The sequence below is a fragment of the Glutamicibacter sp. JC586 genome (assembly GCF_009805585.1).
Lineage (GTDB): Bacteria > Actinomycetota > Actinomycetes > Actinomycetales > Micrococcaceae > Glutamicibacter.
Genome location: NZ_VHIN01000022.1, coordinates 342,917 through 369,405 on the forward strand (window position 1 = coordinate 342,917; position 26,489 = coordinate 369,405).

The following is a 26,489-nucleotide window of genomic DNA, read 5'->3' on the forward strand; positions in this document are numbered from 1 at the left end:
AGCCCGATGAACGAACTGGAATTTCGTAGCTGGCGCAATGGGGATGACCTAGAACTGCTGCAGGTTTTTGGTGATCCGCGCTCGCCGCAGGCCCATCAGGACCGTACGATGTTGCGCGAAAATAGCGATGCGCCGTTTTCCCGCACTTTGGTGGCCAGCGTTGATGGTGTGGCCATCGGCGCGGGCGTGGTTTTCGCTTCTTCGCTGCACCCGCAACGTTTGTGGTTGTACGTTGAAGTAGCTGCCGAACAGCGCCGCAGTGGCGTAGGTACGGCACTGGTCGCGCAGCTGCGCAAGGCGATCCCTGCCGATCAGGCGCAGCAGCTCAAGGCTCGTTACACGGTGACTGCCGGTGACCCGGCCACCGCGGCAGCAGGATTCTGCAAGTCCTTGGGGCTGAGCGAAATTCAGGTCTCGCGAGATGTTATCTTGGAGCCCGGAGCCCTAGCTGAGCCGGTTTTTGATACCAACGATCGGGTCATCGAGGAGCTGTCCACCGGCAGTGTTGAGCTGACCAAATTGGTGATGGACTTCTATAACTCGGTGCACGAGTCCTGGGACCCAGCCAAAATGACCGTGGGTTCGGCGCAGCGCATGTTGCTCGACGAACACACCTCAGCTCAGGCTGCCTTGGTGCTACGCGATAAGCCCAAGCGCGAAGGCGGTATTCCGCTGGCCTTTGCCGTGAGCTACGTTCCGGCCCGCGAGGATGCGCCATCGGATGTTTTGGTGGGGCATAACCCCGCTTTGTCCGATGAGGAGGTAGCCGAAGCGGTCCGCGACATGGTTGCCATGCTGATCTATCAATACCCGGTGAAGGTGGAAGTGGACTCTTCGATGTTCATTCTGGCTTCGCTGATTGATGCGCTGGCAGGCGTTGAGCAGGCCACGGTCATTTCGACAACGCATATTGTGGCTAGCGACGCCTAGAAGCTGCCGCACGTGATGGGACCCGGTTATCCGGGTCCCATTGCTTTACCTGCTGTTCGCTTTACTGACCTATGCTCGTATCCATGCATACAGCGCACGATCATCGCGGCACGGCCACAGAAGTGTTCCGCGCCTTCTTCAAGCTCGGAGTCACCTCCTTTGGCGGACCGGTGGCCCACTTGGGGTATTTCCGCGACGAGCTGGTGGTCAAGCGCCGCTGGGTTGATGAATCGCAATACGCCCAATTGGTGGCGCTGAGCCAATTCCTGCCCGGTCCGGCTTCCAGCCAGGTCGGTTTCGGATTGGGGCTGCAGCGTGCCGGATGGCGCGGGGCGCTGGCAGCGTTCCTGGCCTTCACGCTGCCCTCCGCCGTGCTCATGGCGGCGATCGCCTTCGGCGCTTCGATGTTCACCACGCCGCTGGGAGCCTCTGTGATCGCCGGGCTGAAGATCGTAGCGGTGGCGATCGTGGCCCAAGCGGTGATGGGCATGGCCAAAACCCTGGCCCCGGATAAGTCCCGAGCGCTGATCGCGGTGCTGGCCGCCGGATCGGCGATGCTCATCGGCGGGGCGGCCGGCCAGCTGCTGGCCATCGTGGCCGGGGCAGTGGCCGGATACTTCTTCTGCCGCGCACCGGGCAGCGCGCTGGATGGCGTCCTGGATATCGGGGTCAAGCGCTCGGTCGGGATCTGGTGCCTGGGCATCTTCGCCTTGCTGCTGGCGGGGTTGCCGCTGATCGCCGCGGCCACCGGGGCGCCGGTGCTGCAGATGATCGACGCGTTCTACCGGTCGGGGGCGCTGGTCTTCGGCGGCGGGCATGTGGTGCTTCCGCTGCTGCATAGCGAGCTGGTCGACCCCGGGCTGATCACCGAGGACCAGTTCCTCACCGGCTACGGCGCGGCCCAGGTCATGCCCGGCCCGCTGTTCACCTTCGCCTCTTATCTGGGAGTGCTGTCCCATGGGGGAGCAGGTTCCATCCTCGGGGCGGCGATCGCGCTGGCGGCGGTCTTCCTGCCCGGGTTCCTGCTGCTCGCCGGGGCGCTGCCCTTCTTTTCGCGCCTGGTCGCTTGGCCGAAGGGGCAGGCGATGATGCGCGGGGCGAATGCCGCGGTAGTGGGCATCCTGGCTGCCGCCCTCTACGATCCGGTGTTCACCACCTCGATCCACAGTCCGCAGGCATTTGTGCTGGCCCTGCTGGGTTTTGTGCTGCTGGCTGTGTGGAAGATCGCCCCGTGGCTGGTGGTCGTTCTCACCGTGATTTTGGCGGTAGTGCTGGGGGCTTGACGAAGATCTCAGTTACGCGCGGGCGGAAATCGGCAATAATAGATAGGTGACGACCCTGACTGATGCGCCGAATGACACTCCCACCTTGAAGCTGCCACCCTTGCAGCTGGGCAAGCTCACCATCGATACCCCGGTGGTTCTTGCGCCCATGGCCGGGGTGACTAACCGCGCCTTCCGCCGGCTGTGCCGCGAATACGGCGGCGGGCTGTTCGTCACCGAAATGGTCACCGCCCGTGCCCTGGTGGAACGCAACCCGGAATCCTTGCGCATCATCTCGCACGACCCGGATGAAGAAATTCGCTCCATCCAGATCTACGGCGTGGACCCGGGCACCGTTCGTGCTGCGGTACGCATGGTCGTGGATGAAAACCTGGCCGATCACGTGGACTTGAACTTCGGCTGCCCAGTGCCCAAGGTGACCCGCAAGGGCGGCGGCTCGGCCCTGCCATGGAAGACCGACCTGTTCACCTCGATTATCGAGGCCGCCACCTCTGAGGCCGCCAAGGGCGATATCCCGCTGACCGTGAAGATTCGCACCGGCATCGACAAGGACCACCTGACGTACCTAGAGTCGGCCAAAATCGCCCGCGATCACGGCGCTGCGGCCGTCACCCTGCACGCCCGCACCGCCGGTCAGTACTATGCCGGGCACTCGGACTGGGATGCGATCACCACCCTGCGCGAAGCCATGGATGACCTGCCGGTACTGGGCAATGGCGATATTTTCAGCGCCGAAGATGCGATCAATATGGTCGAACAGACCGGCGCCGCCGGCGTGATGGTGGGCCGCGGTTGCCAGGGACGCCCATGGATTTTTGGCGACCTTCAGGCAGCCTTTGAGGGCCGCGCGGATCGCTTCCGCCCTGGCGTACGCAAGGTGGCCGACACCGTGTACCGCCATGGTCAGCTGCTCACCGAGTTCTTCGAGGACGAGGGCAAGGGCATGCGTGATATCCGCAAGCACATTGCCTGGTACTTTAAGGGCTACCCGGTGGGTGGGGAAATCCGCTCGCAGCTGGCCCAGGTGCCGTCTTTGGCGGTCCTTCGTGAGCTGCTCGATCAGCTAGATCTAGACCTTCCGTACCCGGGTGATGCCGCCGAGGGTACTCGTGGCCGCGCCGGTCACCCGAAGAAGACCCACGTGCCCGACGGTTGGTTGGATAACCGAGAGATGTCCGATGCGCACCGCGAAATGATCAAGGCCGCAGAACTGGATATTTCCGGAGGCTAACCGTTGGCGGTGGATAACCCGCGCACGCCAAAAAAGTCACTAGACTAGGACACATGACTCAGATTCCCGGATACACCGACGCCGATGCGCAACGGTGGGTGCCCGAGCCAGCAAAGAAGTCCTACCGCACTGCCTTTGAGCGAGATCGTGCCCGGGTGTTACATTCGTCGGCACTGCGCCGGTTGAGCGCTAAGACCCAAGTGGTCGCTCCCAACCAGAACGACTTTGTGCGCAACCGGCTCACCCACTCGCTGGAAGTGGCTCAGGTGGGCCGCGAATTAGGCGCCGCGCTGGGCTGTGATCCGGACGTAGTTGATACCGCCTGTTTGGCGCACGATCTGGGCCACCCGCCCTTTGGCCACAATGGTGAGAAGGCGCTGGATAAGCTCGCGGCAGATATCGGCGGCTTTGAAGGTAATGCGCAGACCCTACGCCTGCTGACCCGGTTGGAAACCAAGACCTTTAGGCACAACGGGCATTCGGCCGGGCTGAATCTCTCGCGCGCTTCGCTGGATGCTGCCTGTAAGTACCCGTGGTTGAAGGCCGATGCCCCTGAGGCCAACGGCAAAAAGACCAAGAAGTTTGGCGTGTACCAGGACGATGCCCCGATCTTCAACTGGTTGCGTAATGTGCCTGAGGCGGCCGCCGGTGTGGTGTGCATGGAAGGCCAGGTGATGGATCTGGCCGATGACATCTCCTACTCGGTCCACGATGTGGAGGACGCCATCGTTGGCGGGCAACTGCAGCTGCGTTGGCTTAAGCAGGATGTACCGCGCGATCGTGCCCTGCAGGTCACCCGGGATTGGTATCTTCCGGCGACCGATGAGGCACAGATTGAAGCGGCCCTGCGTCGGTTAGAAGCCAGCGATGAATGGGTCTCGCACTTTGATGGTTCGCGCCGTTCCATGGCCGGCCTGAAGGATATGACCAGCCAATTCATTGGGCGTTTTGCCGCCGCCGCGTTGGAGGCCACCCGCGAACGCTACGGGACTGAGAATTTGACCCGCTACAACGCGAGCCTGATGGTGCCGGAAGAAACCGTGAACGAAATTGCGGTGATGAAGGGGATCGCGGCCAGTTACGTGATGACCTCCGAGGTGCGTCAGCCGCTCTACCAGGATCAACGAGCACTGCTCAGCGAATTGGTGGGGCTCTTGATGGAGACGGGTAAGGATAATTTGGAGCCGATCTTCGCTGCTGACTGGGAAGATGCGGCCGACGAGGCTGGTCAGCTACGCGTAGTGATCGACCAGGTCGCCTCGCTCACCGACGTTTCGGCCACCGAGTGGCATTCATATCTGGTCAAGGGCGAAGCCCCTGAAGCACAACTGTTTTAGAAGGGAATCATGGCAGGGCTGATCAAGCGTGAAGATATCGACGAGGTACGTAATCGTACCGACCTGCGCGAGGTCGTCGAATCCTATGTCACGCTCAAATCCGCGGGCATCGGCTCGTATAAAGGCCTATGCCCATTCCATGACGAGCGCAGCCCTTCCTTCCACATCCGCCCTCAGCTAGGCACCTTCCACTGCTTCGGTTGTGGCGAATCCGGCGACGTGATCGCCTTCATTCAGAAAATGGACCACTCCTCGTTCACCGAGACCGTGGAAGTGCTGGCGGCCCGGATTAATTACGAGCTGCACTACGAGGATGGGGGACCGGGCCCGCGCCGCGAGGACTACGGCAAGCGTCAGCGCTTGGTAGACGCGCATAAGATCGCCGAGGAGTTCTTCCGCGCACAATTGGCCACCGAAGAAGGCACCGCAGGTCGCGAGTTTTTAAGCGGTCGCGGTTTTGATGCTGAAGTCACCGAGCAGTTTTGTGTAGGTTACGCCCCCAAAGGATGGGATGCGCTGCTCAAACACCTGCGCTCCAAGGGATTTAGCGATGAGGAGCTAAAACTCACCGGCATGTTCTCCGAGGGCAACCGGGGGATTTACGACCGCTTCCGTGGACGGGTGATGTGGCCGATCCGCGACCTATCCGGGGCGACTATCGGTTTTGGTGCTCGCAAGCTGTACGAGGACGACCAGGGCCCGAAGTACTTGAATACCCCGGAGACTTCGCTGTATAAAAAGTCGCAGGTGCTCTATGGCCTGGATCTAGCCAAAAAACAGATCTCCAAGGACCGCCAGATTGTTGTGGTCGAGGGTTATACCGATGTGATGGCCTGCCACCTTGCAGGGATCAAAACCGCGGTGGCTACCTGCGGTACCGCCTTTGGTACCGACCACATCAAGATCGCTCGTAGGTTGCTTCAGGATGATGGGACCGGAGGCGAAGTAGTGTTCACCTTTGATGGCGATGCGGCCGGGCAGAAAGCCGCGCTGCGCGCCTTCGAGGAAGACCAACGCTTTATCGCTCAGACCTATGTCTGCGTGGAACCAACTGGGGCTGATCCCTGTGATCTGCGTCTGCACCGCGGGGACGAGGCAGTGCGCGAGCTCATCGCACTTAAGCGTCCGCTGTTCGAATTTGCGATCCGCGCCGAGCTGAAAAAGTTCAACCTGAATACGGTTGAAGGTCGCGTGCAGGCCTTGCGCCAGACCGCGCCGATCGTTGCGCAGATCCGTGACTCGGCGATCCGTCCGGCCTACGCGCGAGAGCTGGCCGGCTGGCTGGGCATGAACAACGAGGACGTCAACCGCTCGGTGGGTGCATCGATCAAACGTGCCCGGCTGCCCAAGAATGCCGAGCAGCAGATGCCGGTTCCGGCACAGGGCACCGAGCAGCCCGTGGCTGCGCCGGCTTTTGAACGCCCGGATCACCGCGACCCAGTGATGCGCCTGGAGCGCCAGGCCCTGGAAGTAGTTATCCAGCAGCCACAGCGTCTGCAGGACGAGCAGTGGCAGGCCTTCTACGAGGCACGGTTCATGGCACCGGCCCATTCGGCGGTGCATGACGGAATTGTTGCTGCTTCCAGCGCCGGAGCTTCGGCCACCTCGTGGGTAGAAGTGATCCGAGATGAAGTGCCGGAGCAGCTACGTAGCTTTGTTTCTGAGTTGGCGGTGACCAGTATTCCTGCCTCGGATGAGCACAGCCTGAAGCGTTATTGCGCGGACATCATTAATGGTTTGATTGAGCTTCAAATCACACACCGGAAGGCTGAGCTGATCGGTCGGTTGCAGCGCGCCGAGATGGAACCGGAAGGCGAGGAATACGCCCAGATCAACCGGGAATTAATGGAGCTGGAGATGCGCCGGAGAATCCTGCGCGGCACCTAAGGTGCCGATTTTGCATTAGCGAGATTCTTCGGTAAAGTTATATCTCGTTGCATTCCTCCATAGCTCAATTGGCAGAGCATTCGACTGTTAATCGAAGGGTTACTGGTTCAAGTCCAGTTGGAGGAGCTTACAAAAAGATCCCGGCTCGCGAAAGCGAGTCGGGATCTTTTGTTTTCACTCAACAGGATCCCACAGGCGCCGTGATTCCACGTACCAGAAGTAGGCGAACAGCCCGATTTGGAACCACTCGACGATGAACAAGGCTTCATCAACGCCGGCGATTACCAGGATCGGCCAGGCGATCAAACCCAGCGCCATCAGTGTAAGAACGACGCGATAGCGGTTCGGAGTACCGCCGCTGGTATCCGCCGGGCACATAGACGCGTGGCCCAAGTGGCTGGCAATGGCGATGCCCATGGAGAAGATCAGCAAAAACGCCGCGCTGGCATGGACCCACGCAAAAGTCTTTCCTTCGATGGCCCTGAAGAGCAGCAGCACGACAAACACGGCGAGCAGGCCGGTGCTGATCCCGCCCAAGATCTTGGTCAAGGAGCTATGGGCCAGGGCCTTATGAGGGGAACGACTGGTTTTAACCCCCAACCAGACAAATGCTGCGCTCACCACCAACACGGCAATGATCGCAACGCGAACCGAGAGGATCAATTTGCTTTGGTCCCCAGGGGAAAGCGTGGAGAGTGTCTCGCCGAGTTTGGTGGGAACCAGCGCGACGAACATGGCGTAAAACCCCGCCAAATTCAGTGCATAGTCCTCCAGCTCTTCGCCGCTGTACACCACCAGCAGGGCACCGGTGGTCACCAACATGGCCACAAACAGATCTCTGGCAGGACCCAGATAGTAGGAACTGAGCGAGTCCTCGATGCGGTGGTTGACCAAGCCGTAAATGATGATTGCTACGACCAAGAGCAAAGGAACCACGAGCAGCATGAGGCGCACATAGCGCAGGGTATCGCGACCTTGAGAACGTTCTGCTGTGGTGTGCATACAAGCATTCTGTAACGAAGGTAGTGAATCTGAGAAGGAGGCTTGCCCAGTGGACACAGTTATTCAGGAATCCTGATGGTGGGCGCATGAGGAAAGTTATTTGCGCTCCAGCGTAGTTACAGCACGTAGCTGGCGATCAACTGCGACAGGGCACGGATATCAACTTTGCCCTTGAACTCCAAGCGAACCTTGCCCAAAGAGCTGAACCAAAGATCTAGTTCCGCATCGAGGTCGAAGGTTCCTGCCGTCTCGACGGAGAAGGACTGGACTTTTGAATAGGGCAGCGAGGTGTAGTCGCGCTTCTTGCCAGTCATTCCTTGGACATTAACTGCAATGAGACGCTTGTTGGTGAAAACCACGTAGTCGCGAGCACCCTTAAAAGCGGCAAGCAGTTCTTCGCCGTTCACCAACATGGGCATGATTTCTGGTGCGACCTGTGCAAGATCCCAAGGGCCCAACTTGAAGACGGAGGAATTATTAAAATCGATCATGTCCTACAGCTTAGTGAGACTGGGGGACAAGATAGATACAGTTCAGGCGTGCTGCCGAATCCATGCGGTGTGGAGAAAACAGCACGCCTGATTCTGAACCCTCGTGGCTAGAGTTCGATAGCGGTCACGGCTCGAACTGCGCGAGCTGCCTCGGCACCCTTCTTCAGGAAGTGCTCGAAGTAGAAGTTCTGGTGTTCATCGTTGGAGTGGAAATGATGCGGGGTCAGGCTCACCGAGAAGGTTGGAACATCGGTATCCAGTTGGACACGCATCAGCCCATCAACTACTGCTTGGGCGACAAAATCGTGGCGGTAGATGCCGCCGTCGACCACCAATGCGGCGGCAACAATCGCATCATACTTTCCGGTCTTTGCAAGACGCTGAGCCTGAAGTGGCATTTCGTAGGCGCCCGGGACGCTGATGGTACTGATGGTGTAGTCGGTGCCAGACGCGTCGATGTCGGCGGTGAATCCGGCCAGTGCCTGATCAACGATATCTGCGTGCCAGCTTGCTTTGATGAAGGCGACCTTCAGCGCTTTGGACATGTCGTTCTCCCTGCGTAGTCATGTTTATGAGGTCTTTGTTCCAAGCCTAGCGCTGGGGGACTTGATGGCTTAATGGTCCTTCGACGTTGCGTAACTATTGCGCCACAGTACGTCGCAAATAAGCAGGGCAGATCCGCCGTCAATGCTGTATGCCTCAGAACAGTGTGCCTGACATATCCCTAGTCCTGCAGGAAGCCGGTGGCAGGATTTATGTCTGCGAGAAATTCGCGGATGACTGCTTCGTGCTGTTCGACGGTCGGAGCCTGATCAGTGCCGAGAGCGCTGAACCCATATCCATCATTAAGTCCGGAGATCCACGTGTAATGGACTGAAGCATGGCTCGTCGAGCGGACGGAAAATATCTCGCCATCTACCGTCAGCCGCAGATCATCGTCACCGCTGAGCCCCGGAGCGTTCTGTACTTCCACCGGTAATGGTCCGTAGCTGAAGCTCTCCCCGGGTACTTTCCTCTTACTCATGGACCGAGTGTAGCCTGGCACAGATACCGGAAATGGTTGAGATAGGACCAACCTAGCTAGAAAGCCAGATAGTTGAGCACCGATTCGATCGTATGTTCTTCCTGCTAGCCGCCTGGTTGGATAGATACGGTCAAAAGGATAATATCTACTGCCGCGATGGTTTCATCTTTGGCTATGTTCAAAGGATCTAAATCGGGCTCTTCATTTATGTGAGACCTGGATTTCGTAGTCACTTATTCCAGAGTTCGAGTTTCGTCCAACCCACGGGGACGCCCAGCGACTGAACCGTCAGCGCATGCGAGGACGGAAATTGCTTCAACAAGTCACTAGCGCGTTTGATCCATCCGCAGTCAGGGTCAACCGATTGCAAGAGGTATGCGATCACTGCCAACGCGTTGTAGGTCCCAAAGTCTTGCTTTGGGGCGTCAGCCGCCCGAAGGTGGTCAAGCATAGGAATCGTCCCGTTTGGTGGTCTGGAAGGCGCGTTCTGTAACTTTCGATTGAACAATCGTGCATGATGAGCCGCTACGTTGCGAACATAATTCAAGCTAGCAAGCCAGCTGGTCATTGTCTTCTTTTTGGGTACACCGAACGCGACCGCGAGTTCTTCGGCGTCCTTCTGGCGCATTCCTCGGTAGAGTGTTGAAAGATGCCCCAGTTCGAGTAGCTCGGTGAGGGCCCAAATCGGCATGCGATCGTCGTACTTGTCGCGAAAATGCGAGACGACTTGTTCATCGGAACTGTCTCGGCGCGCTTTGACGCGATCCAGCCACAGGACGTGTTTGCTGGGGCGCGGGTCTTGGCTATCGGTACTTTGACTTGTGAATGAGCTGTCGAAGCAATCGGCGTTTTCGTAGGCGAAGGCCGAGGTACGTCCCAAGATGTAGCCTGTCTGCATTCGGATGTCGACTTCGATGCGCTCTACGCCTTCCAGAACCAATAGCCGCAAGTGACGGTCAAAATCAATTATGTCCTCGGCATGGCTCAGAGCGGTACCTGGACGGTATCTGCCCAACAAGCGGGTGCGCTCGCGACCATCATTCCCTATGTATCGTTCCGACTCTAGGAAGGGGTAAAGATAACCGGTGAGTCGATAGTAGCCGACCGCTTGCAAGACTGAAATCGCGTGGGAGTGGTCCTCGATTCTAAGTCCCCGTGCGACCAATCGGTCGATCTGTTGTTCTAGGGACAGCCACTTTTTCGCATACTCAGTCATCAGCTCTCCTGCGGAAAGAAAATCAGTCCGCGCCTAAAGGCAACGGACTGATCATGATGAACTCATTGTAACATCATTGTTCTCTGGGAAGCACTCTCGGTTTATCTAGCGCCAGCCGAGCTGTGGAGCCACATACTTAAGTACTGACTCGATGACATGTGCGTTGTATTCGACGCCCAACTGGTTGGGCACGGTCAGCAATAATGTGTCTGCAGCGGCGATGGCTTCATCTTCTGCTAGCTTTTTTGCCAGTTCGTCGGGTTCACCGGCGTAGGACTTGCCGAAAACTGCGCGCGTCTTTTCGTCGATGTTGCCGATCTGGTCTGAGCTGTAGCGGTCGCGGCCAAAGTACTGCCAGTCGCGCTCGTCGGTCAGGGCGAAGATGCTGCGGCTGACTGAGACGCGTGGCTCGCGCTGGTGGCCGGCTTCCTTCCATGCATCACGGTAGAGCTGAATTTGTTCGGCTTGCTGAACGTGGAAAGGCTTGCCCGATTCGTCGTCTTTTAAGGTGGAGCTTTGCAAGTTCATGCCAAGTTTGGCAGCCCAGACCGCGGTGGCGTTGGAGCCCGAACCCCACCAAATGCGCTCGCGCAGACCTGGCGAATGCGGTTCGATACGCAGTAGCCCAGGTGGATTGGTGAACATTGGGCTGGGGCTAGGTTCGGCGAAGCCCTCACCGGTGAGCACTTCGAGCAGTCGTTCGGTGTGGCGGCGGCCCATGTCGGCGTCGGATTGGCCCGGCTCGGGTTCAAAACCGAAGTGGCGCCAGCCATCGACGACCTGTTCGGGTGAGCCACGGCTGATGCCCAACTGAAGGCGACGGTTAGAAATGAGATCTGCAGAACCCGCATCTTCGGCCATGTACAACGGGTTCTCGTAGCGCATGTCGATGACACCGGTACCAATTTCGATGCGGTTGGTTTTAGCGCCAATGGCAGCCAACAATGGGAACGGTGAGGCGTACTGCTGGGCGAAGTGGTGGACACGGAAGTACGCGCCGTCTGCCCCGAGTTCTTCGGCTGCCACTGCTAGGTCGATGGCCTGCAACAAGGCATCCGAGGCGTTGCGTGTTCCCGATTGCGGATGGTCGGTCCAGTGGCCGAATGACAAGAATCCGATGTTCTTCATGCTTGAAGCAACAAGCGGTATCGGTTGCTTATTCCGGTGTTAGTTCTGGGCGAGTTGGACCGCGCGAGTCGCGGTGTCTTGTTGGTTTAGCGCCAACCAAATTTCATCCAGCGAGAGATTCAGTACCCCTGCGACGGCGGCGATGGTGGAAAAAGCGGGAGTAGGCACTCGTCCGGTTTCAATTTTCCGCAGAGTCTCGGGGGAGAGGCCAGCTTCGAGAGCGATCTCAAGAATGGTGCGTTCACCGCGGGCACGTCGCAGGATCGATCCGAGGATCTTTCCTTGTTCAAGTTCGTTGGCAGTGAGCGGTAATCTGACCATAAGAAAATTATAGTACCGGTACTATATGACCGGTATAGTTATTGGCATGATTGAAATTCTTACGCCTGCAGAAGTGGACAAAGCCCGCGAAACCGGCCGATTGGTCGGCACTATTCTTGCAACGCTCAAAGAGCGAGTCCAAGTTGGTACCAACCTACTGGAAATTGATCAGTGGACCAAGGAAATGATCTTGGAAGCAGGTGCCGAATCCTGCTACGTGGACTACGCCCCGGCCTTCGGTAACGGTCCCTTTGCGCACTATATCTGCACCGGAGTTAATGACGCGGTACTGCACGGTCTGCCACGCGATTATGCATTGGTTGAGGGAGACCTGCTGAGCCTAGACTTGGCGGTTAAGCTCGGTGGCATCGCTGCCGACGCGGCGATTAGCTTTGTGGTGGGGGCTGAAGGAACCGACGAAGATCGCAAGCTCATTGAGACCACCCAGCGTGCCCTGGCCGCAGGTATTGCCGCGGCTGGACCGGATGCCAAGATCGGCGACCTTTCCTACGCTATGGGTTCGGTGATCAAGGCTGCCGGATACAAGGTCAATATGGAATTTGGTGGGCATGGCATCGGCTCAACCATGCACCAAGATCCTCATGTATCCAATGATGGTCGCCCCGGACGCGGCTATAAGCTACGCCCAGGGCTATTACTGGCGCTGGAGCCATGGATTATGACCAACACGGATCGACTGATTGTAGATAAGGACGGGTGGACGCTGCGTAGCTCCACCGGCTGCCGAACCGCGCATACCGAACACACCATCGCCATCACCGAAACCGGGGCAGAAATTCTGACCCTGCCTCGCGACCTGTCGGCCTAAGCAGAGGCAAGGCGGCTGCCGGTTACCGATCTAGGACGCTGGCGACCCGGTGCAACACGCTGTGGCTGCCGGCGGGATCCGCCACCAGATTCGCGGGCAGTGCCCCGGCGAAGTGCCAGCCGCAGCTAACGGCCATCTGCCGCAAGTTCTCCAGATACCGGGCGTGCAGGGCCGAGGGCTGCGCCGGATAGCTGCCCAGCAATAGCGTCCCGTGATCAAAGCCGCGCGCAAGACAGGCCTCCAAGGTCAGCATGCTGTGGTTCAAGGTGCCCAGATCTGGTCGAGCCACCACCACGAGCTCCGCACCGAGCGCTGCGGCGAGATCCGCAATGTTTTGCCCCTGCGCGGTCAGCTCCACAAGTAGCCCGCCGGCACCTTCGACGAGCACCACATCGTGGCTGTCCGCCATTTCGAGGATCCGCTGCACATGGCTGTCCAGACTCGGCAGGGCTAGCGCAGGATCCAATCCGGCGCACCGGGCCGCGTCCGCCGGTGCCATGGGTTCGGCTAAGCGCACACCTTCGGAAACCGTCAGCTTCTCGGGATGCCCCAGCCAGCGGGCCACGTCCAGCGCGTCGCCGGGTACCTGGCCCTGCACCCCGGTTTGGGCAGGCTTGTAGATGGCCACGCTTTGCCCGTGCTGCAATGCTCTGGCCGCCAGCACGGCTGTGGATACGGTCTTGCCAACTTCGGTATCGGTTCCTGTGATGACTTGGATCATGGGTGCCTCAATTCATCCGGGTAGCGGCAGAACACCGCATCCGGGGCCTGGAAAGATAATGAGTAGCCGAATCGCACGGGCTTCGGATCGGCCGCAAGTGCCGGCAGAAGTTGCGCAGTTTCGGCGAGGATCAATTCAGCTTCCATCCGGGCTAACCCGGCGCCGAGACAACGGTGGATACCGTGTCCGAAGGCCAGCGAGGCATCAGCGGCGGTGCCCAGCTCTCCTCCGGACAGGCGCAAGACCAGTTCGTCCCCGGCCTGGAACTCCTGGTCACCGAGCCGGATGGCGCTAGTGGCAATCCGCCGCCAGGTCGGCACCGAGGAAGCCCGGGAAAGCACCTCGTCTACCAGCTGTCGCGCCGAATCCATGCCCGTGTCCGGGTGGGCCAAGGCGCTCCAGCGATGATCGCGAAGGCCTGCGTGCAATGCGGTGGAAATGAGCATCGAGGTGGTTTCCTGCCCGGCGATGCCCAGGAAATAGGCCAGGGAGCGCAATTGCCGCTCGCCAATCCCGGTCCGGCGCAGCTGAGCGCAGAGATTTTCGTCATCGCGTTGCACCGCCTCATGCACAGCACCGTCCAGCCAGGCATAGTATTGGGCTGCGCTGCGGGCCAATTCCAGCTGTCGTGGCTCTTCGGGCCAGCCCCAGAACAGCTCCAGAGAATCCTGGCTCCAGGCCTTCAAGCTGCTGCGCGGCGGCACCGGGAGTCCGATCATTCGAGCCATGATTTCCACCGGGATCACCGCAGCCAGCTCGGTGCCCAGATCCAGAACCTCGCCTCGGCGCAGTCGGGTATCCAAGCCGGCGCAGATTTCGCGCACCCGGGTCCGGATCTGCTCGCGCTGGGCGCGAACCTTGGCCGGGCTGAAGAATCCTGCGGTAGTCCGCCGCACCGACAGATGCTCCGGTCCCGAGGCGCTGGCCAGCACCTCGGGTAACGCGAATTTCACCCGACTTAAAATGCGTAGCGCCGCCGGGGCAAGGGGCACCGCGGTGGCCAGCGCATTGGCGGGGGAGAAGTGCTCGGGTCGGGCCAGGATGGCGCGCACCGTCGCAGGGTCCTCGATACTCCGGTAGCGCCGGTTGATGGCGGCCGGGTAGGCGGCCGGCAAGTCACCTGCCAGCGGGGCCTGGTCCAGGGCGCTCGCCGTAGCGGCATAGGGACAGTTCATCAATCCTCCTCGGCGATGGTTCGAGCCACCGTATGGATGGCAATTTCAAGTTCCGGTCCCTGGTGCTGGGCATGGGCGGTGAGCCTCAACCGGGAAATCGAGTCGGGCACGCTGGGCGGGCGGAAGCAGGCCACAGCAATGCCCGCGGCCGCCAGCTTGGCCGTTGCCCTGAATGCCGCGGCGGAACTGGACATCCGCACCGAGTGGACCGCTCCAGCCCCGGCGTCTACGCGGTCAGCCAGATGCGAATAACTGCGCAACTGCTCGAAAACCAGCAGCGCATTGGACTGCAGGGCAGCTAGCCGCTCCGGGGTGGCCAAGCGCAGTGCGGCCAGTGCCGCGACCGCGGCCACAGGGGACAGCCCCGTGTCGAAGATGAAGGTGCGCGACGCGTTGACCAAGTGCTCACGCAGCGCCTGGGCACCAGGTCCGCCCAAGAGTACGGCACCGCCCTGGGAACCCAGCGCCTTGGACAAAGTGGCGGTGGACAGTACATGCGAAGCACCAGCCAGCCCGGCCGCGTGAACCGCCGAACCCTGTGGCGTGGCGGCCAGCGAATGGGCTTCGTCCACTAGCAGTAGGGCACCGTACTGCGCGCACAATGCTGCCAGCTCGGGCAACGCCGAGGCGTCCCCGAAGACCGAATAGACGGATTCGACCACCACCAGCACCCGCGGCTTGCCCTGCGGATCCTCACGGTTGGTTTGTAGCAGGCGGGTGACATCTGCGAGGTCGTTGTGCGCAGCGGTAGCCACCGCGGATGCCGAAAGCTTGGCGCCATCGATTAGGCTGGCGTGCGCATGCGCATCGAGGATGAACAGACTGCCCGGACCACCCAGGGCGCTGAGCGCCCCCAGATTGGCGGTGTAGCCGCTGGAGAAAACCAGCGCCGCTTGCCGGTGGGCGTAGTCGCATAGCCCGGCTTCTAGCTCCCGGTGCACAGCGGAAGTTCCACCGGCCACCCGGCTGGCACCGGCGCCCGCGCCGTGCTCCAGCGCGGCATCGGCCGCGGCTTGGCGTACCTGCCGGTGCGCGGACAAACCCAGGTAGTCGTTGGACGCCAGATCGAAGACCCGGCACTTGAGACTATCGTTGCGCTGCAGGCCGCGCCGTTCGCGCACTCGTGCTCGGGTGCCCAGCCAGGCCTCCCAGTGTTCAGCGGGCTCAGCCATGGATTTGTTCCAGCGCGCCGATCAGACTCCGGCCTAGGGCGGCGATGTCGCTGGGGGTGCTGGTGTACGGAGGCATCACATAGGCCAGGTTTCGGAAGGGCCGCACCCACAGTCCGCGGTCCACCGCGGCCTGGGTCAGTGCCGTTACGTTCACGGGCCCGTCGAGCTCGATGGCCCCAACCCCGCCGAGTACCCGCACATCCGTTATGCGGTCAAGCTGCGTGGCGGGAGCCAGTGCGGAGCGCAACCCGGATTCCAAGGCGGCAACCTGGGTGCGCCACGGTTCCTGGCCCGGGGAATCTGTTCCCGGAGCGCCGGTGAGCAGATCGAGTGAGGCGCAAGCCACTGCGCAGGCCAGTGGGTTGCCCATGAAGGTGGGACCATGCAGCAGTGCGGCCCCGGTGCCACCGCGGCCGGAGGCCAGGGCCGAGGTGATTCTGGTGGTGCAGAGCATCGCGGCCAGCGTGAGGTAGCCTCCGGTCAGGGCTTTTCCCACGCACATGATGTCCGGTTCGATCCCGGCATACTGCACCGCGAACAGTTCCCCGGTGCGCCCGAAACCGGTGGCGATCTCGTCGGCGATCAGCACCAGGTCGTACTCATTAGCCAGCCCGCGCAGGATCCGCAGCGCCGCCGGGGCGTAGATGCGCATGCCTCCAGCTCCCTGCAGCACCGGCTCGCACACGATCCCGGCCAGTTGGGAAGCGTGCGCTGCAATAAGGCGGCGGGTTTCTTGCTCCCACTGCTGCATCGCAGATTCGCTCTGCTCCCAGCCACCTTGCTCGGTGCGGCGTGCCGCCGGCGGCTTGGGCAGGAATACCTGCGTGGTGGCCAGCGGAGCGAATGCTGCATGCATGCCATCCACTGGGTCGCAGATGCCCATGGTCGCGAAGGTATCCCCGTGGTAGCCGCCGCGCAACGCTGCGAAGCGGTGCCGTCCTGAGCGGCCTTTGGAATCCTGATATTGCAAGGCGAGCTTTAGTGCCACCTCAACGCTGATCGACCCGGAGTCGGCCAGAAACACATGGCGCAGCCCTTCGGGTGCTATAGCGACCAAGCGTTCGGCCAGTTCGATTGCCGGACGGTGGGTCAACCCGCCGAACATCACGTGGCTGAATCGCTCAAGCTGCCCGCGCGCGGCGGCATCCAGCACCGGATTGCGGTAGCCGTGCACCGCGGACCACCATGAGGACATGCCATCGAAGACCTCACGGCGTTCGCCCCGGGCATCTTCCAAGACCAGCCGGGTGCCGCGTGCTTCGGTGACCGCATAGCTGGCTCCGGCATCCAGCGGAGCATAGGGGTGCCAGAGCAGCCCGGCATCCCGGGCGAGCAAGTCCGGTTCGGTGGCGATCATGCGTTCGGGATCTGCTGCGTCCCGGCACCGCGGCGGCGCAACACCGGCTCAGAGTCGGCAGGGCCGCAGCCCGAAGACCCGCTGCCGCAGGCAGGGGCTGCATTCGCAGAGCAGCAGGATCCGCTGCACCCGCTGACCTCGGCATTGCCCGCATCTTCCGGTTGGCGCGAAGCATGGGCCGCGGCCTCACCCAGCGCTTGGGCGAGGCCGGCGGGGTTCCGACCCTCTTGACCCAGCACCACAAAACCGGCATCGGCGATCATGGCCAGATCGGTTTTCGCGTCTTGTCCTTCGCTGGTCAGGTAGTCGCCGAGGAACAGCGAATTGGCAACTTCCAGGGCACTGGCCTGCAGGGAACGCAGATGCATTTCGCGTCCGCCGGCCATCCGGAGTTCCTTGTCTGGGCAGGCTAATCGCACTACGGCTAAGATCCGCAGACAGGCCAGCGGGGTTAAGTTCCACGTGCCTTCCAGAGGGGTGCCGTCAAAAGGCATCAGGAAGTTCACCGGGATGGAATCGGCATCCAAAGCGCGCAAGGCGAAAATTGCCTCAACCAGCTGCTCAGCGGTTTCGCCCAGTCCCACGATGAGCCCCGAGCAGGGGGAGAGGCCCGCAGACTTGGACTGCTCAACCGTGGCGACGCGCTGATCGAAGCTGTGGGTGCTGCAGATTTCCGGGTAAAGAGACTCGGCTGTATTCAGATTGTGGTTATAGGCATCGACGCCGGCGGTTTTGAGTCGCTGGGCCTGGCCCTCTTTCAGGATGCCCAGGCATGCGCATACCTCAACCTGAGGGTGCTCCTCCTTTAATGCCCCAATCATCGTTGCGACGCGGTCAACATCCCGGTCCGTTGGGCCTTTGCCCGAGGCAACCATGCACACTCGTGAGGCACCGCCGGCGATACCCAAGCCGGCTTGGTGTACCGCCTCTTCGGGCTTGAGCCAGGTGTACTTCAGAATTTCGGCCTTGGAACCCAGCCGCTGCGAGCAATAGGTGCAATCTTCGGGGCACAATCCCGATTTCAGGTTCACCAGGTAATTGACTTTGACCGTATTGCCGAAGTGCTTGCGCCGCAGCATTCCGGCGGCGCTGACAAGCCTAGAGGTAGCGGAATCAGCAGTGGCCAGCAGCTCCAGCGCTTCTTCGGCGTTGAGCTCATGGCCCTGCTCGATTCTCGTGGCCAGTTCGGTGAAATCGATCGTGGTGGTGTGCCGCGGGGAGATGCTCATGGGTTCCTTCGCCTTGTACCTTGGCCGCCTAAACTGAAGCGGTTTCGACTTGAACGGTGTTCAATACGACACTAATGTACACGAAAAAGTCCCTGCATTGAACATTGTTCAATGCAGGGACTTTTTCGGAGCTGACTGAAAATTATCTCGCCACACGATTACTGTGCGACGTGGTGCAATTTCTTGTTGAGTGCTAGTTGACGCTTCGAACTACCACCGTCAACGGGTTCTCCAAATCGCCGGCGTAGAGCAGACCACCGGACTGGTCGGTGAGATCGAGCATCTGTTGATTATTGCGTAGCTGCAACCGGTTCAGGCAGGAGAGCGGGAAGGAAGTTTCGAAAAGTCCCAAGGCATCAAAGTCCAGCGCGAATTCCGGGTGCTCATCACGATAAGCCAGAAGTCGATCGGCAACAACTTTCCAGAATTCGTCCTGCGCCAAGAGGCCTTCTCGGTCCAAGAGCGGGGCTAAGAAACGGAAGAAGGAATCAAAGACATCGGTAAAGACCGAGAGTACCGGATCCCCACCGGTGCGCACGCGACGGATTTCATCGGGCAACTCAACCCGGTCGGAAAGTACCGCGATCTCCTCGCCCAAATCCTTCAGGAGCACTTTCTTCACGACGCCGTTCTCAAGAATCATGATCACGTTCTCACCATGTGGCATGAATACTAGGTCATAAGCGGTCAGGCAGTGAACCAACGGAACCAAGTAAGCATCAAGATACTGCGAAAGCCAATTACTTGGTTCTATGCCGCTTCGCCGAATCAATGCAGCGGCGAAAGAACAACCTTGGGCATCAACATGCAAGAGGCTGGCCATCGTGGCCAATTTCTGGTCCTCTTCAAGCAGGCTGATCGGCGATTCACGCCATAGGGCAGCCAGCATTTTGCGTTGTGGTGCGCTCTTGGACGTAGCGGCTTCAAATTGCGGGTTGCGGTAACCGACGGCAGCGATTTCGCGCAGTAGCGCCACCGGTTGGGTGGAAAGTACCCGGTCCTTCTCAAAGAGCTCACCAAGCCACTGGTTGATGGCAGGGGTGACCTTCATATATTCGGCACTTAACCCGCGCATGAATCCCATATTGAGGATCGACATCGCAGTCTTCACGTAGTGGCGGGTCGGGTCCGAGAGATTAAAGAAGGTGCGGATCGACTGCTGTGCTTGATACTCGTCGGAACTAGTACCAAGCCAGACGAGCTTCTTGCGGGCAATGTCGTTGGCGAAGGTGATGGCTAGCCGATTTTCCCATTGCCAAGGGTGAACAGGAATGAAGATGTAGTCCGCGGTGGATACTCCGGTTCCGGTCAATTCAGCGCTCAAGAGGTTGTTAAGGCGTTGGCGTTCGGCATGATCCAACTGATCCTCGAGCAACGAGTCGTAATCTAGGGTGTCGATGGAGTCGAACTGCGCTCGGGATGTGTGTGCAGCAACCCAACCAAGATTTAGCGCCGCACCGGTTTCAGGAGCATAACGCAGGTAGTCGCTGCGATCCACACCCATTCGACCATTGTTGGCCACAAAGCACGGGTGGCCTTCTGTCATGGAGGATTCGATCAGCTGGAAGGACTGCGCCGCGGTGCCGGGGAACTGGGCCAGTGCAGCGGAATCGTGGGTGGTGTGCACCTGCTTATAACAGTGACTGGACAGCGTGGAGCCAAGCTCTTCTAAGTAGGTGGGCAACTGTGCTTCGGCGAGTGTGAGCTCCTGACTAAAGAGCGTGACAAAGTCGATCACGTCGACGTCCGAAGGCTGCCACGAACCCTGGACAAATTTTTCGTGCACGATGCTTTCGGGATCCACCAGCCAGTGATTGAGCTGGTACCTTGAGGCGGTAAAACGGTAGCGATGGCTATCTTTTTGCAGTGAATAGCTCTCTTCGCCATGTTCCACCGGGTCTAACAAACGTTCGTGCGAGAACTCGCCGAGGGCTTTGGCCAAGACGTGGCGGTTGGCGATTTCCCATCGTTCAGGGCTGAGGAAGGAGGAGCCCAAAGCACGCCCGGTTGCGGCTTCAAACTCGTTGCGGGTACAGATTGAGAGCAATGCGGCCTTGGTTGATCCGTCGGCTTCGGTCAGTTGGATCGGACGAATTGCGCGGAATCCTACCCGAGCGTTGAGCGCATGGATGGCCTTGTTACGTGCGTCGGGTTCAACGATGATGCGTTCGATACCTGGCTGAGCGAAGGCGTGTTGGATCGCGTCAGTCATGGCTTCCAGGGTAAAGCCCGGTTGCGGCTGATCGCTGGCGGGAGCCAAGAAGTGTAAACCGCGATCGCCACGCACATAGTTGTAGGCCGCAGCCAGCGGGGAAGTAGCCGGATCGTAGAGCTCGACGAGGAACCGCGGGGTGCCGGTGCTATCAAGACCGAGCAATACCTCATAATCAGCGGTGGCCAGAAGGCTGCTGTATTCGTCAGCGATTTGTGTCTTCGTCGCGGTGGGCATGCCCCAGAAGGCGGCGTGTTCGGTAGCGATCCATGAGTGCAGCAGGTCCGTGTCCTGTGGCAGAGCGACAGAGCGGAAAGTAAACGTGGTCATAAAGTCAGTGTCCTTAGACGTGCGAGTTGACGGGGGAGGCGGTGGGCAAATTGGCAAGTTCAGCGGCGCCAAATTCTTGGAAGGCGATGCGCTCTTCCACCGGGTACACCTCGCGTCCGGCGATGCGATTGATAATGACCGAATTGCGGTAGGCACCCATGCCCAGATCCGGCGCGGTGAAACCGTGCGTGTGAAGCTCGGCGTTCTGCACGAAGATGTCCTGCGCTAGGCCGATGGAGTATTGACGGTCCACGTTGAATCGGCCATCGGTGAGGTAGTCGATGCGCTGGCTGATTCCGTTGAGGAAATCGGGAACCCCGGCCCGGTAGCCGGTAGCTAAGACCAGGTTGTCGACCACAAAACTCAGCTGCTCATCGGTGCGTTCATGGTGCAAATGCACGTTGATGCCCTGATCGGCGGCGGTGAAACTCGTTGCTGCGCACCCGGTGCGTAGATGCACATTGGTGGGGCCGTTGATGCTGAGCTCGTAGAGCTCTTCGTGGATCTGGTTAATCAGATCTGCGTTAATGCCCTTGTAGAGTCCCTTTTGTTCGGCATTGAGCTGATCGCGTTTGGCCATCGGCAGGGAATGGAAATGATCAATATATTCGGGCGAGGTCATTTCCAAGGTGAGCTTGGTGTATTCCAACGGGAAGAACCGCTCGGAGCGGGTGGCCCAGATCAGGTGGTCTTCGTCCTTCTTGCTATGCAGCAGATCGAGAAAAACCTCCGCGGCACTTTGTCCGCTACCGATTACGCAGTGCACTTGATCACGAGAATCGACGGTGGAAGAGCTCAACAGCGATTCACGTTCAAAGAGGTACCGGCCCGAATGAATGATTTGGCCATTTTGGGCCGCGTTTTCGGCGATAACCGGTGGCATATAGGGCTGGGTGCCGGTGCCCAGTACCAGCTTGTCGGCGCTGAAGTGGCTTACTCCTTCTTCGGTCAACACCGAAAGGTGATAGCATCCGTCGCGGTATTCAGAATCTAGAACGCGGTGAGAAAACCGGACGCTGGGAAGGTTTTCTGCGGCCCACGCGAGATAGTTGGAGTACTCTTGGCGCAGCGCATAGAAGTCTTCGCGGATATAGAACGGGTAGATTCGTTGCGTCGCCTTGAGATAATTCAGGAACGAGTACTGATTTGTCGGATCTGCCAACGTAACAAGGTCAGCCATGAAGGGAACCTGAAGGTGGGTACCAGGCAACATCATGCCCGGATGCCAGATGAATTCTTCGCTGGCCTCAAGCACAGCAACACGGAGGTCTTCGACACCGTCGGTCAGTGCCGCGAAACCCAAATTGAAGGGTCCAGCACCGATGGCGATGACGTCGAAATGTTGACTTGGCTGGTTCATTATTTCTCTCCGGTGGTGAGTTCGGCCAGGATCTGGGTGCCGATGCGGCAAATGGCATCGAGGATTTCGCTGACGTCAGACAGGGTCGTGTTCGGATTAAGCAGGGTGAGTTTGAGTAGTCTCTTACCCTTGATGGTGGTGGCCGCGATCATGGCTTCACCACTGGAATACAGTCGCTGACGGATTTGATTGGCCACGGCGTTATGCTCACTCAGCGTCAGTGGGTGCTCCGGGTCTTCAAATGCGAAGACCAAAGTGCTTAGTTGTACGTCGGTCACCAGATGTAGCTGGGAGCGCATGGCAACTTCTTGTTGCGCGTCCTCGGCCAGCGCGATGACCTGATCAAACATCGCCCCGAGGCGCGCGGCCCCCAAGGAGCGCAGGGTGACCCATAATTTCAGCGCGTCAAAGCGGCGGGTGGTTTGCAAGGACTTGGAAACCTGATTTGGGGTAGCTGCTGCTTCGGCAGCTGGGTTCAGATATTCGGCATAGTGAGCGATCGATTCAAAACTCGATGCGGATTTGACTAGTAGCGCGCTTGAGCCGATGGGCTGGAAGAAGGACTTGTGATAATCCACGGTGACCGAGTCTGCTTGCTCAATTCCATCCAACCTGTGACGGTGACGTTCCGAGAGCAGGAGACCGCAGCCGTAGGCGGCATCCACATGGAACCAGGCATCAAATTCGTTGGCGATCTGGCGTAGTTCGGGCAGAGGATCAATGGCGCCAAAATCGGTCGTGCCACTGGTGGCTGAGATCGCCATCGGCACCAATCCGCCTTGCACATCTTCCACGATGCGGGTTCTCAGCGCATGGGCATCCATGCGGTGCTGAGCGTCGGTAGGGATGGCCACTGCAGCGTCGTAGCCCAGGCCGAGAAGCATTGCCGCGTTGCGGATAGAGAAGTGGGCGTCTTCGGAGCAGTAGATCCTGAGGTTTGCTAGCCGCTCGGGCAAAGATCCTTGAAGTTTAGCCGTGGCGGTGTTGCGCGCGATGAGCATCGCCTGCAGATTGGACTGGGTGCCACCGGAAGTGAATATTCCGTCGGCCTGAACAGGATCATAACCGATGAGCTCAGCGGTAAAGTTGACCAGTTTCCGTTCGATGAGCGTTGCCCCGGCGCTCTGGTCGAAGGTATCCATCGAAGTGTTGATGGAGGTGACGAAGTTTTCTGCCACAACCGCCGGGATAACCACAGGGCAGTTCAGATGGGCGGCATATTTTGTGTCGTGAAAATACACGGCGTCGTTCAAATAGAGGTCATCAAGCTCAGCCAATGAATCCGCGGTGCTGCCCAATGGGAGAGTCAGATCAACCTGATTGATCTTGCTAGCCAGCTGCTCTGGACTTGGACCAGTCGTCGGGGCATTGACTGTCGCAAATTTGGTGGCAACGGAAGCTACAGCGTTGCGGGAGTCGTTTTCATAGATTGCCGCGGTGTCCGAGCACAGCAGTGCTTCGTCATAGAGTGGCAACGGAACATCAGGGAATTGCAGGGTAGGTAGTGAAGTACCCAAGAGCATGCTCCTCAGATAGGATCGAAAGTATTTGGTCAGGCTCACCTAACAAGATTCTATTAACAACACAAAGTAATTAGTTAATGCAAGCCGAGTAACTCGGCGCTATGCGAAAATGCGATTTTTCGACATCTTGCGCGACTGAAGTATCTACTGTGATAAATTGACCCCTGACCTGATATTTGAAGCTTCATCTATTTCAGTTCAAACGCTTCATGCGGAGGAAAATCCTCACGTTAGCCAATTTCCTAGTTTCGCTAATCGGTTGATTGTGCAGTTGTATCGAATTGCATAAGCTCAGGCGAAAGAAACTAGGAGGCGCTTGTGGCAGCGAATGAGCTTGCAACTATCAGCCGTAGCCAACGGCATTTGGTTGCTTCGAATGCCACCGATGCTGCCGGGCGAAGCCTGAGCGACATCACCATTGAATTACTCTTTGTTGGCACCTTGGGCGCTAGTGCAATGCAAATGGGGTTGCTGAACACCCTGGGGTCTCTGGCGTTCGTTTTATGCGCTATTCCGGCCGGCCATTGGGTGGATAGGTACTCTGCCCTGCGGATGCTACGCATTGGCCTATCGGGGAAAATTACACTTCTGTTTTGCCTGATGGTGCTCGCGTTTAGCGGTCAGATGAGTATTGGAATCGGGCTTCTGCTTTGTACGCTGCTCGGGGCTTGCAACGTATTTTCTGAAACCGCACAAACCTCAGCGGTACCGCGAATCATCGGAGCTGATCCCAAAACTCGAACTGCCAGCATTAGCAAGCTCATCGCTCGGCTTAGCGCTGCAGATCAATCGATGACGGTGATCATTCCGGCGCTCGCCGGAACCGGGTTCACGCTTTTGGGCGCACCGGCATTGCTTGGCGTATCGCTGGCTCTTGCCATCTTTGCGCTACTACTCGCAGTACGCATTCGCCCTCATCTTGCTGGGATCAGGGAAAGCTCGAATGTAGCCGAGGCCCGAGCAGGTACCAAAGGCAAGAGGGAAGTGTTCGCCGGTGTAAGTCATCTGCTTCAACACCGTGAACTACGAATGACGACGTTTGTCGTGGGCCTTTCCAACCTCGGTTTGGCGATGGGATCTTCGGTGGAAGCTATCTTCATCATCAAAGACCTAGGCTTCGGCGAATTTGGATTTGGACTCTATGCTTCTTTAGCAGGCGTCGGCGGTCTGATCGGAGCTCTGCTGGCCAGTAGGGTTGTGGTACGATATTCCGCCCAAGAATTGTTGTTCAGTATGACCTTGGCCCAGATGGTCCTGGTGGCCGTGCTCGTAGTGGCCGCCTTCACCAATGAATTTTGGAGTATCGCTCTCGTGGCGTTACATGCACTGGGGTGGGGCAGTGCGACGCTGCTATTTAATGTCTCCGCTTCGAGCTGGCTGGTGGAAATCGTTCCAGAGAAACTTCTGGGTAGAGTCCTGAGCGCACGACGCCTTTTTACCTTTGGCGCGATCCCGCTGGGTAGTCTGCTCGGTGGTGTACTGGGAAGTGGCTTCGGAACGGTAGTGGCGCTCACTGGTTGGGGTGTTGCTGCCCTAGCCGCGTTGCTTTGCTGCAGTTGGAGCATGGGTCTTCGGCCAAGACGCTAGGCTGGAAAACATTGGATCCGAAAATTTAAGGCAACCGCGCACGTGAAACTAGTTATCGACGCCCGATATACCCGCATCACCCACCATGACGGAATTAGTCGCTATACCGCAGGACTGATTGCCTCAGCGAGCAAGCTCGCTGACGTCACCATGCTGATCAACGACACGCGCCAGTTGGCGATGCTCCCTGAGGTTCCATATTTGAAGGTGAGCGCACCAACGAGCGTGTTAGAACCATTGGTCGCACTGCAGATCAATAAGCTCAAGCCCGATGTTGTCTTTTCGCCGATGCAAACCATGGGTACGATTGGGCGAAAATTTCCGGTAATCCTCACCCTGCACGACCTGATTTACTATGCGCATCCGCACGCGCCTAAGTTCTTGCCTGCGCCAATTCGTGCTGGCTGGTTCCTTTTCCATCAGGTTTATTGGCCGCAGCGGTTCTTGCTTAATCGTGCCGATGCGGTGGCTACTGTCTCGAACACCACCGCAGATCTCATGCGCCAACACCGACTGACCAAAAAACGCATCGGTCTGGTATCAAACGCTCCTTCCGGAAATTTTGCTCGCCGAAACCCGGCAGAACAGCCCAAGAAAACCCTGCTCTACATGGGCTCCTTTATGGAGTACAAGAACGTTGAAACCCTGCTTCGTGGCATGGAGTACCTACCTGAATTTGAACTTCACCTGCTGAGCGGTATTAACGGTCAGCGTCGAGAAGAGCTCGTGGAACAGATTCCTGAGGGCGCCAGCGTGGTGTTTCACAACGGGGTCAGTGACGATGAATACGAGCAATTGCTCAGTGAATGCACCGCGCTGGTCACTCTCTCCAGAGAAGAAGGCTATGGGCTACCTCTTGTTGAGGCCATGAGCATGGGCACTCCGGTGGTTGTCACCGATATGCCAATCTTTAAAGAAGTTGCTCAAGACGCTGCCCTTTATGCCCATCCTGATGATGCGCAAGAATTCGCTGCTCAGGTTCGAAAATTGGGTGAGCGATCAGTGTGGGATGACTATTCGCGCCGCGCCGTTCAACGCGCAGAGTTTTACTCTTGGGAACGCTCTGCGCAACAACTGTTGGACTTGGCGGAATATGTGTCAGATCACAAATAATGATTCCTCGGCGTTGGTGTCGACGAGGGCC

The 26,489-nt window shown here is 58.8% G+C and carries 23 protein-coding genes and 1 tRNA gene; 9 read left to right on the top strand and 15 right to left on the bottom strand.

Features of this window, described 5'->3' with window-relative positions:
* Positions 1-6 precede the first annotated feature (6 nt).
* The 6 genes from FJV47_RS15385 to FJV47_RS15410 all read left to right on the top strand — a co-directional run bounded on the left by FJV47_RS15385 (position 7) and on the right by FJV47_RS15410 (position 6,794).
* A complete protein-coding gene (locus FJV47_RS15385) occupies positions 7-930 on the top strand; it encodes a GNAT family N-acetyltransferase (RefSeq protein ID WP_159614526.1) in 924 nt (307 codons plus the stop codon).
* A gap of 83 nt (positions 931-1,013) precedes the next feature.
* Complete coding sequence (chrA, locus tag FJV47_RS15390; protein ID WP_200832024.1) at positions 1,014-2,213, top strand: chromate efflux transporter; 1,200 nt, start codon at positions 1,014-1,016, stop codon at positions 2,211-2,213.
* A 46-nt stretch (positions 2,214-2,259) separates the two neighbouring features.
* A complete protein-coding gene (gene dusB, locus FJV47_RS15395) occupies positions 2,260-3,444 on the top strand; it encodes a tRNA dihydrouridine synthase DusB (RefSeq protein WP_159614530.1) in 1,185 nt (394 codons plus the stop codon).
* A 53-nt stretch (positions 3,445-3,497) separates the two neighbouring features.
* Complete coding sequence (locus FJV47_RS15400) at positions 3,498-4,781, top strand: deoxyguanosinetriphosphate triphosphohydrolase (RefSeq protein ID WP_159614532.1); 1,284 nt, start codon at positions 3,498-3,500, stop codon at positions 4,779-4,781.
* Positions 4,782-4,790: 9 nt separating this feature from the next.
* A complete protein-coding gene (dnaG, locus tag FJV47_RS15405; protein ID WP_159614534.1) occupies positions 4,791-6,668 on the top strand; it encodes a DNA primase in 1,878 nt (625 codons plus the stop codon).
* A gap of 53 nt (positions 6,669-6,721) precedes the next feature.
* Positions 6,722-6,794 (top strand) — tRNA-Asn (locus FJV47_RS15410).
* 48 nt (positions 6,795-6,842) lie between these two features.
* Here FJV47_RS15410 and FJV47_RS15415 read toward each other — a convergent pair.
* From FJV47_RS15415 to FJV47_RS15445, 7 genes are all read right to left on the bottom strand, one after another.
* Positions 6,843-7,670, bottom strand: coding sequence for a hypothetical protein (locus tag FJV47_RS15415; RefSeq protein WP_159614536.1), 828 nt, complete (start codon positions 7,668-7,670; stop codon positions 6,843-6,845).
* A 116-nt stretch (positions 7,671-7,786) separates the two neighbouring features.
* Positions 7,787-8,161 carry a PH domain-containing protein gene (locus tag FJV47_RS15420; RefSeq protein WP_159614538.1) on the bottom strand — a complete coding sequence of 125 codons (375 nt, stop codon included), beginning with the start codon at positions 8,159-8,161 and terminating at the stop codon, positions 7,787-7,789.
* Positions 8,162-8,268: 107 nt separating this feature from the next.
* On the bottom strand, positions 8,269-8,706 hold the full coding sequence (locus FJV47_RS15425) for a 6,7-dimethyl-8-ribityllumazine synthase (RefSeq protein ID WP_159614540.1): 438 nt from the start codon (positions 8,704-8,706) through the stop codon (positions 8,269-8,271).
* Positions 8,707-8,885: 179 nt separating this feature from the next.
* Entirely contained in the window at positions 8,886-9,185 is a 300-nt protein-coding gene (locus FJV47_RS15430; RefSeq protein ID WP_159614542.1) for a hypothetical protein, read from the bottom strand.
* A gap of 229 nt (positions 9,186-9,414) precedes the next feature.
* Complete coding sequence (locus FJV47_RS15435; protein WP_159614544.1) at positions 9,415-10,401, bottom strand: Abi family protein; 987 nt, start codon at positions 10,399-10,401, stop codon at positions 9,415-9,417.
* 105 nt (positions 10,402-10,506) lie between these two features.
* Complete coding sequence (locus FJV47_RS15440) at positions 10,507-11,529, bottom strand: LLM class flavin-dependent oxidoreductase (protein WP_159614546.1); 1,023 nt, start codon at positions 11,527-11,529, stop codon at positions 10,507-10,509.
* A 39-nt stretch (positions 11,530-11,568) separates the two neighbouring features.
* A complete protein-coding gene (locus FJV47_RS15445; protein WP_159614548.1) occupies positions 11,569-11,850 on the bottom strand; it encodes a helix-turn-helix domain-containing protein in 282 nt (93 codons plus the stop codon).
* A gap of 46 nt (positions 11,851-11,896) precedes the next feature.
* Between FJV47_RS15445 and map the strand changes: the two genes are divergently transcribed.
* Positions 11,897-12,679, top strand: a complete 783-nt coding sequence (gene map / locus FJV47_RS15450) for a type I methionyl aminopeptidase (RefSeq protein WP_159614550.1) — start codon at positions 11,897-11,899, stop codon at positions 12,677-12,679.
* 22 nt (positions 12,680-12,701) lie between these two features.
* Here map and bioD read toward each other — a convergent pair whose 3' ends face one another.
* From bioD to FJV47_RS15490, 8 genes are all read right to left on the bottom strand, one after another.
* Positions 12,702-13,400, bottom strand: a complete 699-nt coding sequence (gene bioD, locus FJV47_RS15455; protein WP_159614552.1) for a dethiobiotin synthase — start codon at positions 13,398-13,400, stop codon at positions 12,702-12,704.
* Positions 13,397-14,575, bottom strand: coding sequence for a cytochrome P450 (locus FJV47_RS15460; RefSeq protein ID WP_159614554.1), 1,179 nt, complete (start codon positions 14,573-14,575; stop codon positions 13,397-13,399). The genes bioD and FJV47_RS15460 overlap by 4 nt, the downstream gene beginning before the upstream one ends.
* Entirely contained in the window at positions 14,575-15,747 is a 1,173-nt protein-coding gene (locus FJV47_RS15465; protein ID WP_159614555.1) for an aminotransferase class I/II-fold pyridoxal phosphate-dependent enzyme, read from the bottom strand. The genes FJV47_RS15460 and FJV47_RS15465 overlap by 1 nt, the downstream gene beginning before the upstream one ends.
* A complete protein-coding gene (gene bioA / locus FJV47_RS15470; protein ID WP_159614556.1) occupies positions 15,740-17,104 on the bottom strand; it encodes an adenosylmethionine--8-amino-7-oxononanoate transaminase in 1,365 nt (454 codons plus the stop codon). The genes FJV47_RS15465 and bioA overlap by 8 nt, the downstream gene beginning before the upstream one ends.
* Positions 17,101-18,333, bottom strand: coding sequence for a biotin synthase BioB (gene bioB, locus FJV47_RS15475; protein WP_159614557.1), 1,233 nt, complete (start codon positions 18,331-18,333; stop codon positions 17,101-17,103). Before bioB ends, bioA begins: the two co-directional genes overlap by 4 nt.
* Before the next feature lie 193 nt (positions 18,334-18,526).
* Positions 18,527-20,875, bottom strand: a complete 2,349-nt coding sequence (locus FJV47_RS15480) for a GNAT family N-acetyltransferase (RefSeq protein WP_159614558.1) — start codon at positions 20,873-20,875, stop codon at positions 18,527-18,529.
* Between the two features lie 13 nt (positions 20,876-20,888).
* Positions 20,889-22,235 (bottom strand): lysine N(6)-hydroxylase/L-ornithine N(5)-oxygenase family protein, encoded by a 1,347-nt coding sequence (locus tag FJV47_RS15485; protein ID WP_200832025.1) that lies wholly within the window; start codon positions 22,233-22,235, stop codon positions 20,889-20,891.
* Positions 22,235-23,758: an aspartate aminotransferase family protein gene (locus FJV47_RS15490; protein WP_235026495.1), complete on the bottom strand. Its 1,524-nt coding sequence runs from the start codon at positions 23,756-23,758 to the stop codon at positions 22,235-22,237. Before FJV47_RS15490 ends, FJV47_RS15485 begins: the two co-directional genes overlap by 1 nt.
* Positions 23,759-24,076: 318 nt before the next feature.
* On the opposite strand from FJV47_RS15490, the gene FJV47_RS15495 reads away from it, so the two are divergent.
* Entirely contained in the window at positions 24,077-25,345 is a 1,269-nt protein-coding gene (locus tag FJV47_RS15495; RefSeq protein ID WP_159614560.1) for an MFS transporter, read from the top strand.
* Between the two features lie 42 nt (positions 25,346-25,387).
* On the top strand, positions 25,388-26,458 hold the full coding sequence (locus FJV47_RS15500) for a glycosyltransferase family 1 protein (RefSeq protein WP_159614561.1): 1,071 nt from the start codon (positions 25,388-25,390) through the stop codon (positions 26,456-26,458).
* Positions 26,459-26,489 lie beyond the last annotated feature (31 nt).

What these genes read in the sequence shown, in the direction of transcription:
- FJV47_RS15385 (WP_159614526.1), top strand. Translation starts at nt 7, where the DNA reads ATGAACGAACTGGAATTTCGTAGCTGGCGCAATGGGGATGACCTAGAA.
- chrA (WP_200832024.1), top strand. Translation starts at nt 1,014, where the DNA reads ATGCATACAGCGCACGATCATCGCGGCACGGCCACAGAAGTGTTCCGC.
- FJV47_RS15400 (WP_159614532.1), top strand. Translation starts at nt 3,498, where the DNA reads ATGACTCAGATTCCCGGATACACCGACGCCGATGCGCAACGGTGGGTG.
- dnaG (WP_159614534.1), top strand. Translation starts at nt 4,791, where the DNA reads ATGGCAGGGCTGATCAAGCGTGAAGATATCGACGAGGTACGTAATCGT.
- FJV47_RS15415 (WP_159614536.1), bottom strand. Translation starts at nt 7,670, where the DNA reads ATGCACACCACAGCAGAACGTTCTCAAGGTCGCGATACCCTGCGCTAT.
- FJV47_RS15420 (WP_159614538.1), bottom strand. Translation starts at nt 8,161, where the DNA reads ATGATCGATTTTAATAATTCCTCCGTCTTCAAGTTGGGCCCTTGGGAT.
- FJV47_RS15425 (WP_159614540.1), bottom strand. Translation starts at nt 8,706, where the DNA reads ATGTCCAAAGCGCTGAAGGTCGCCTTCATCAAAGCAAGCTGGCACGCA.
- FJV47_RS15430 (WP_159614542.1), bottom strand. Translation starts at nt 9,185, where the DNA reads ATGAGTAAGAGGAAAGTACCCGGGGAGAGCTTCAGCTACGGACCATTA.
- FJV47_RS15435 (WP_159614544.1), bottom strand. Translation starts at nt 10,401, where the DNA reads ATGACTGAGTATGCGAAAAAGTGGCTGTCCCTAGAACAACAGATCGAC.
- FJV47_RS15440 (WP_159614546.1), bottom strand. Translation starts at nt 11,529, where the DNA reads ATGAAGAACATCGGATTCTTGTCATTCGGCCACTGGACCGACCATCCG.
- FJV47_RS15445 (WP_159614548.1), bottom strand. Translation starts at nt 11,850, where the DNA reads ATGGTCAGATTACCGCTCACTGCCAACGAACTTGAACAAGGAAAGATC.
- map (WP_159614550.1), top strand. Translation starts at nt 11,897, where the DNA reads ATGATTGAAATTCTTACGCCTGCAGAAGTGGACAAAGCCCGCGAAACC.
- bioD (WP_159614552.1), bottom strand. Translation starts at nt 13,400, where the DNA reads ATGATCCAAGTCATCACAGGAACCGATACCGAAGTTGGCAAGACCGTA.
- FJV47_RS15460 (WP_159614554.1), bottom strand. Translation starts at nt 14,575, where the DNA reads ATGAACTGTCCCTATGCCGCTACGGCGAGCGCCCTGGACCAGGCCCCG.
- FJV47_RS15465 (WP_159614555.1), bottom strand. Translation starts at nt 15,747, where the DNA reads ATGGCTGAGCCCGCTGAACACTGGGAGGCCTGGCTGGGCACCCGAGCA.
- bioA (WP_159614556.1), bottom strand. Translation starts at nt 17,104, where the DNA reads ATGATCGCCACCGAACCGGACTTGCTCGCCCGGGATGCCGGGCTGCTC.
- bioB (WP_159614557.1), bottom strand. Translation starts at nt 18,333, where the DNA reads ATGAGCATCTCCCCGCGGCACACCACCACGATCGATTTCACCGAACTG.
- FJV47_RS15480 (WP_159614558.1), bottom strand. Translation starts at nt 20,875, where the DNA reads ATGACCACGTTTACTTTCCGCTCTGTCGCTCTGCCACAGGACACGGAC.
- FJV47_RS15485 (WP_200832025.1), bottom strand. Translation starts at nt 22,235, where the DNA reads ATGAACCAGCCAAGTCAACATTTCGACGTCATCGCCATCGGTGCTGGA.
- FJV47_RS15490 (WP_235026495.1), bottom strand. Translation starts at nt 23,758, where the DNA reads ATGCTCTTGGGTACTTCACTACCTACCCTGCAATTCCCTGATGTTCCG.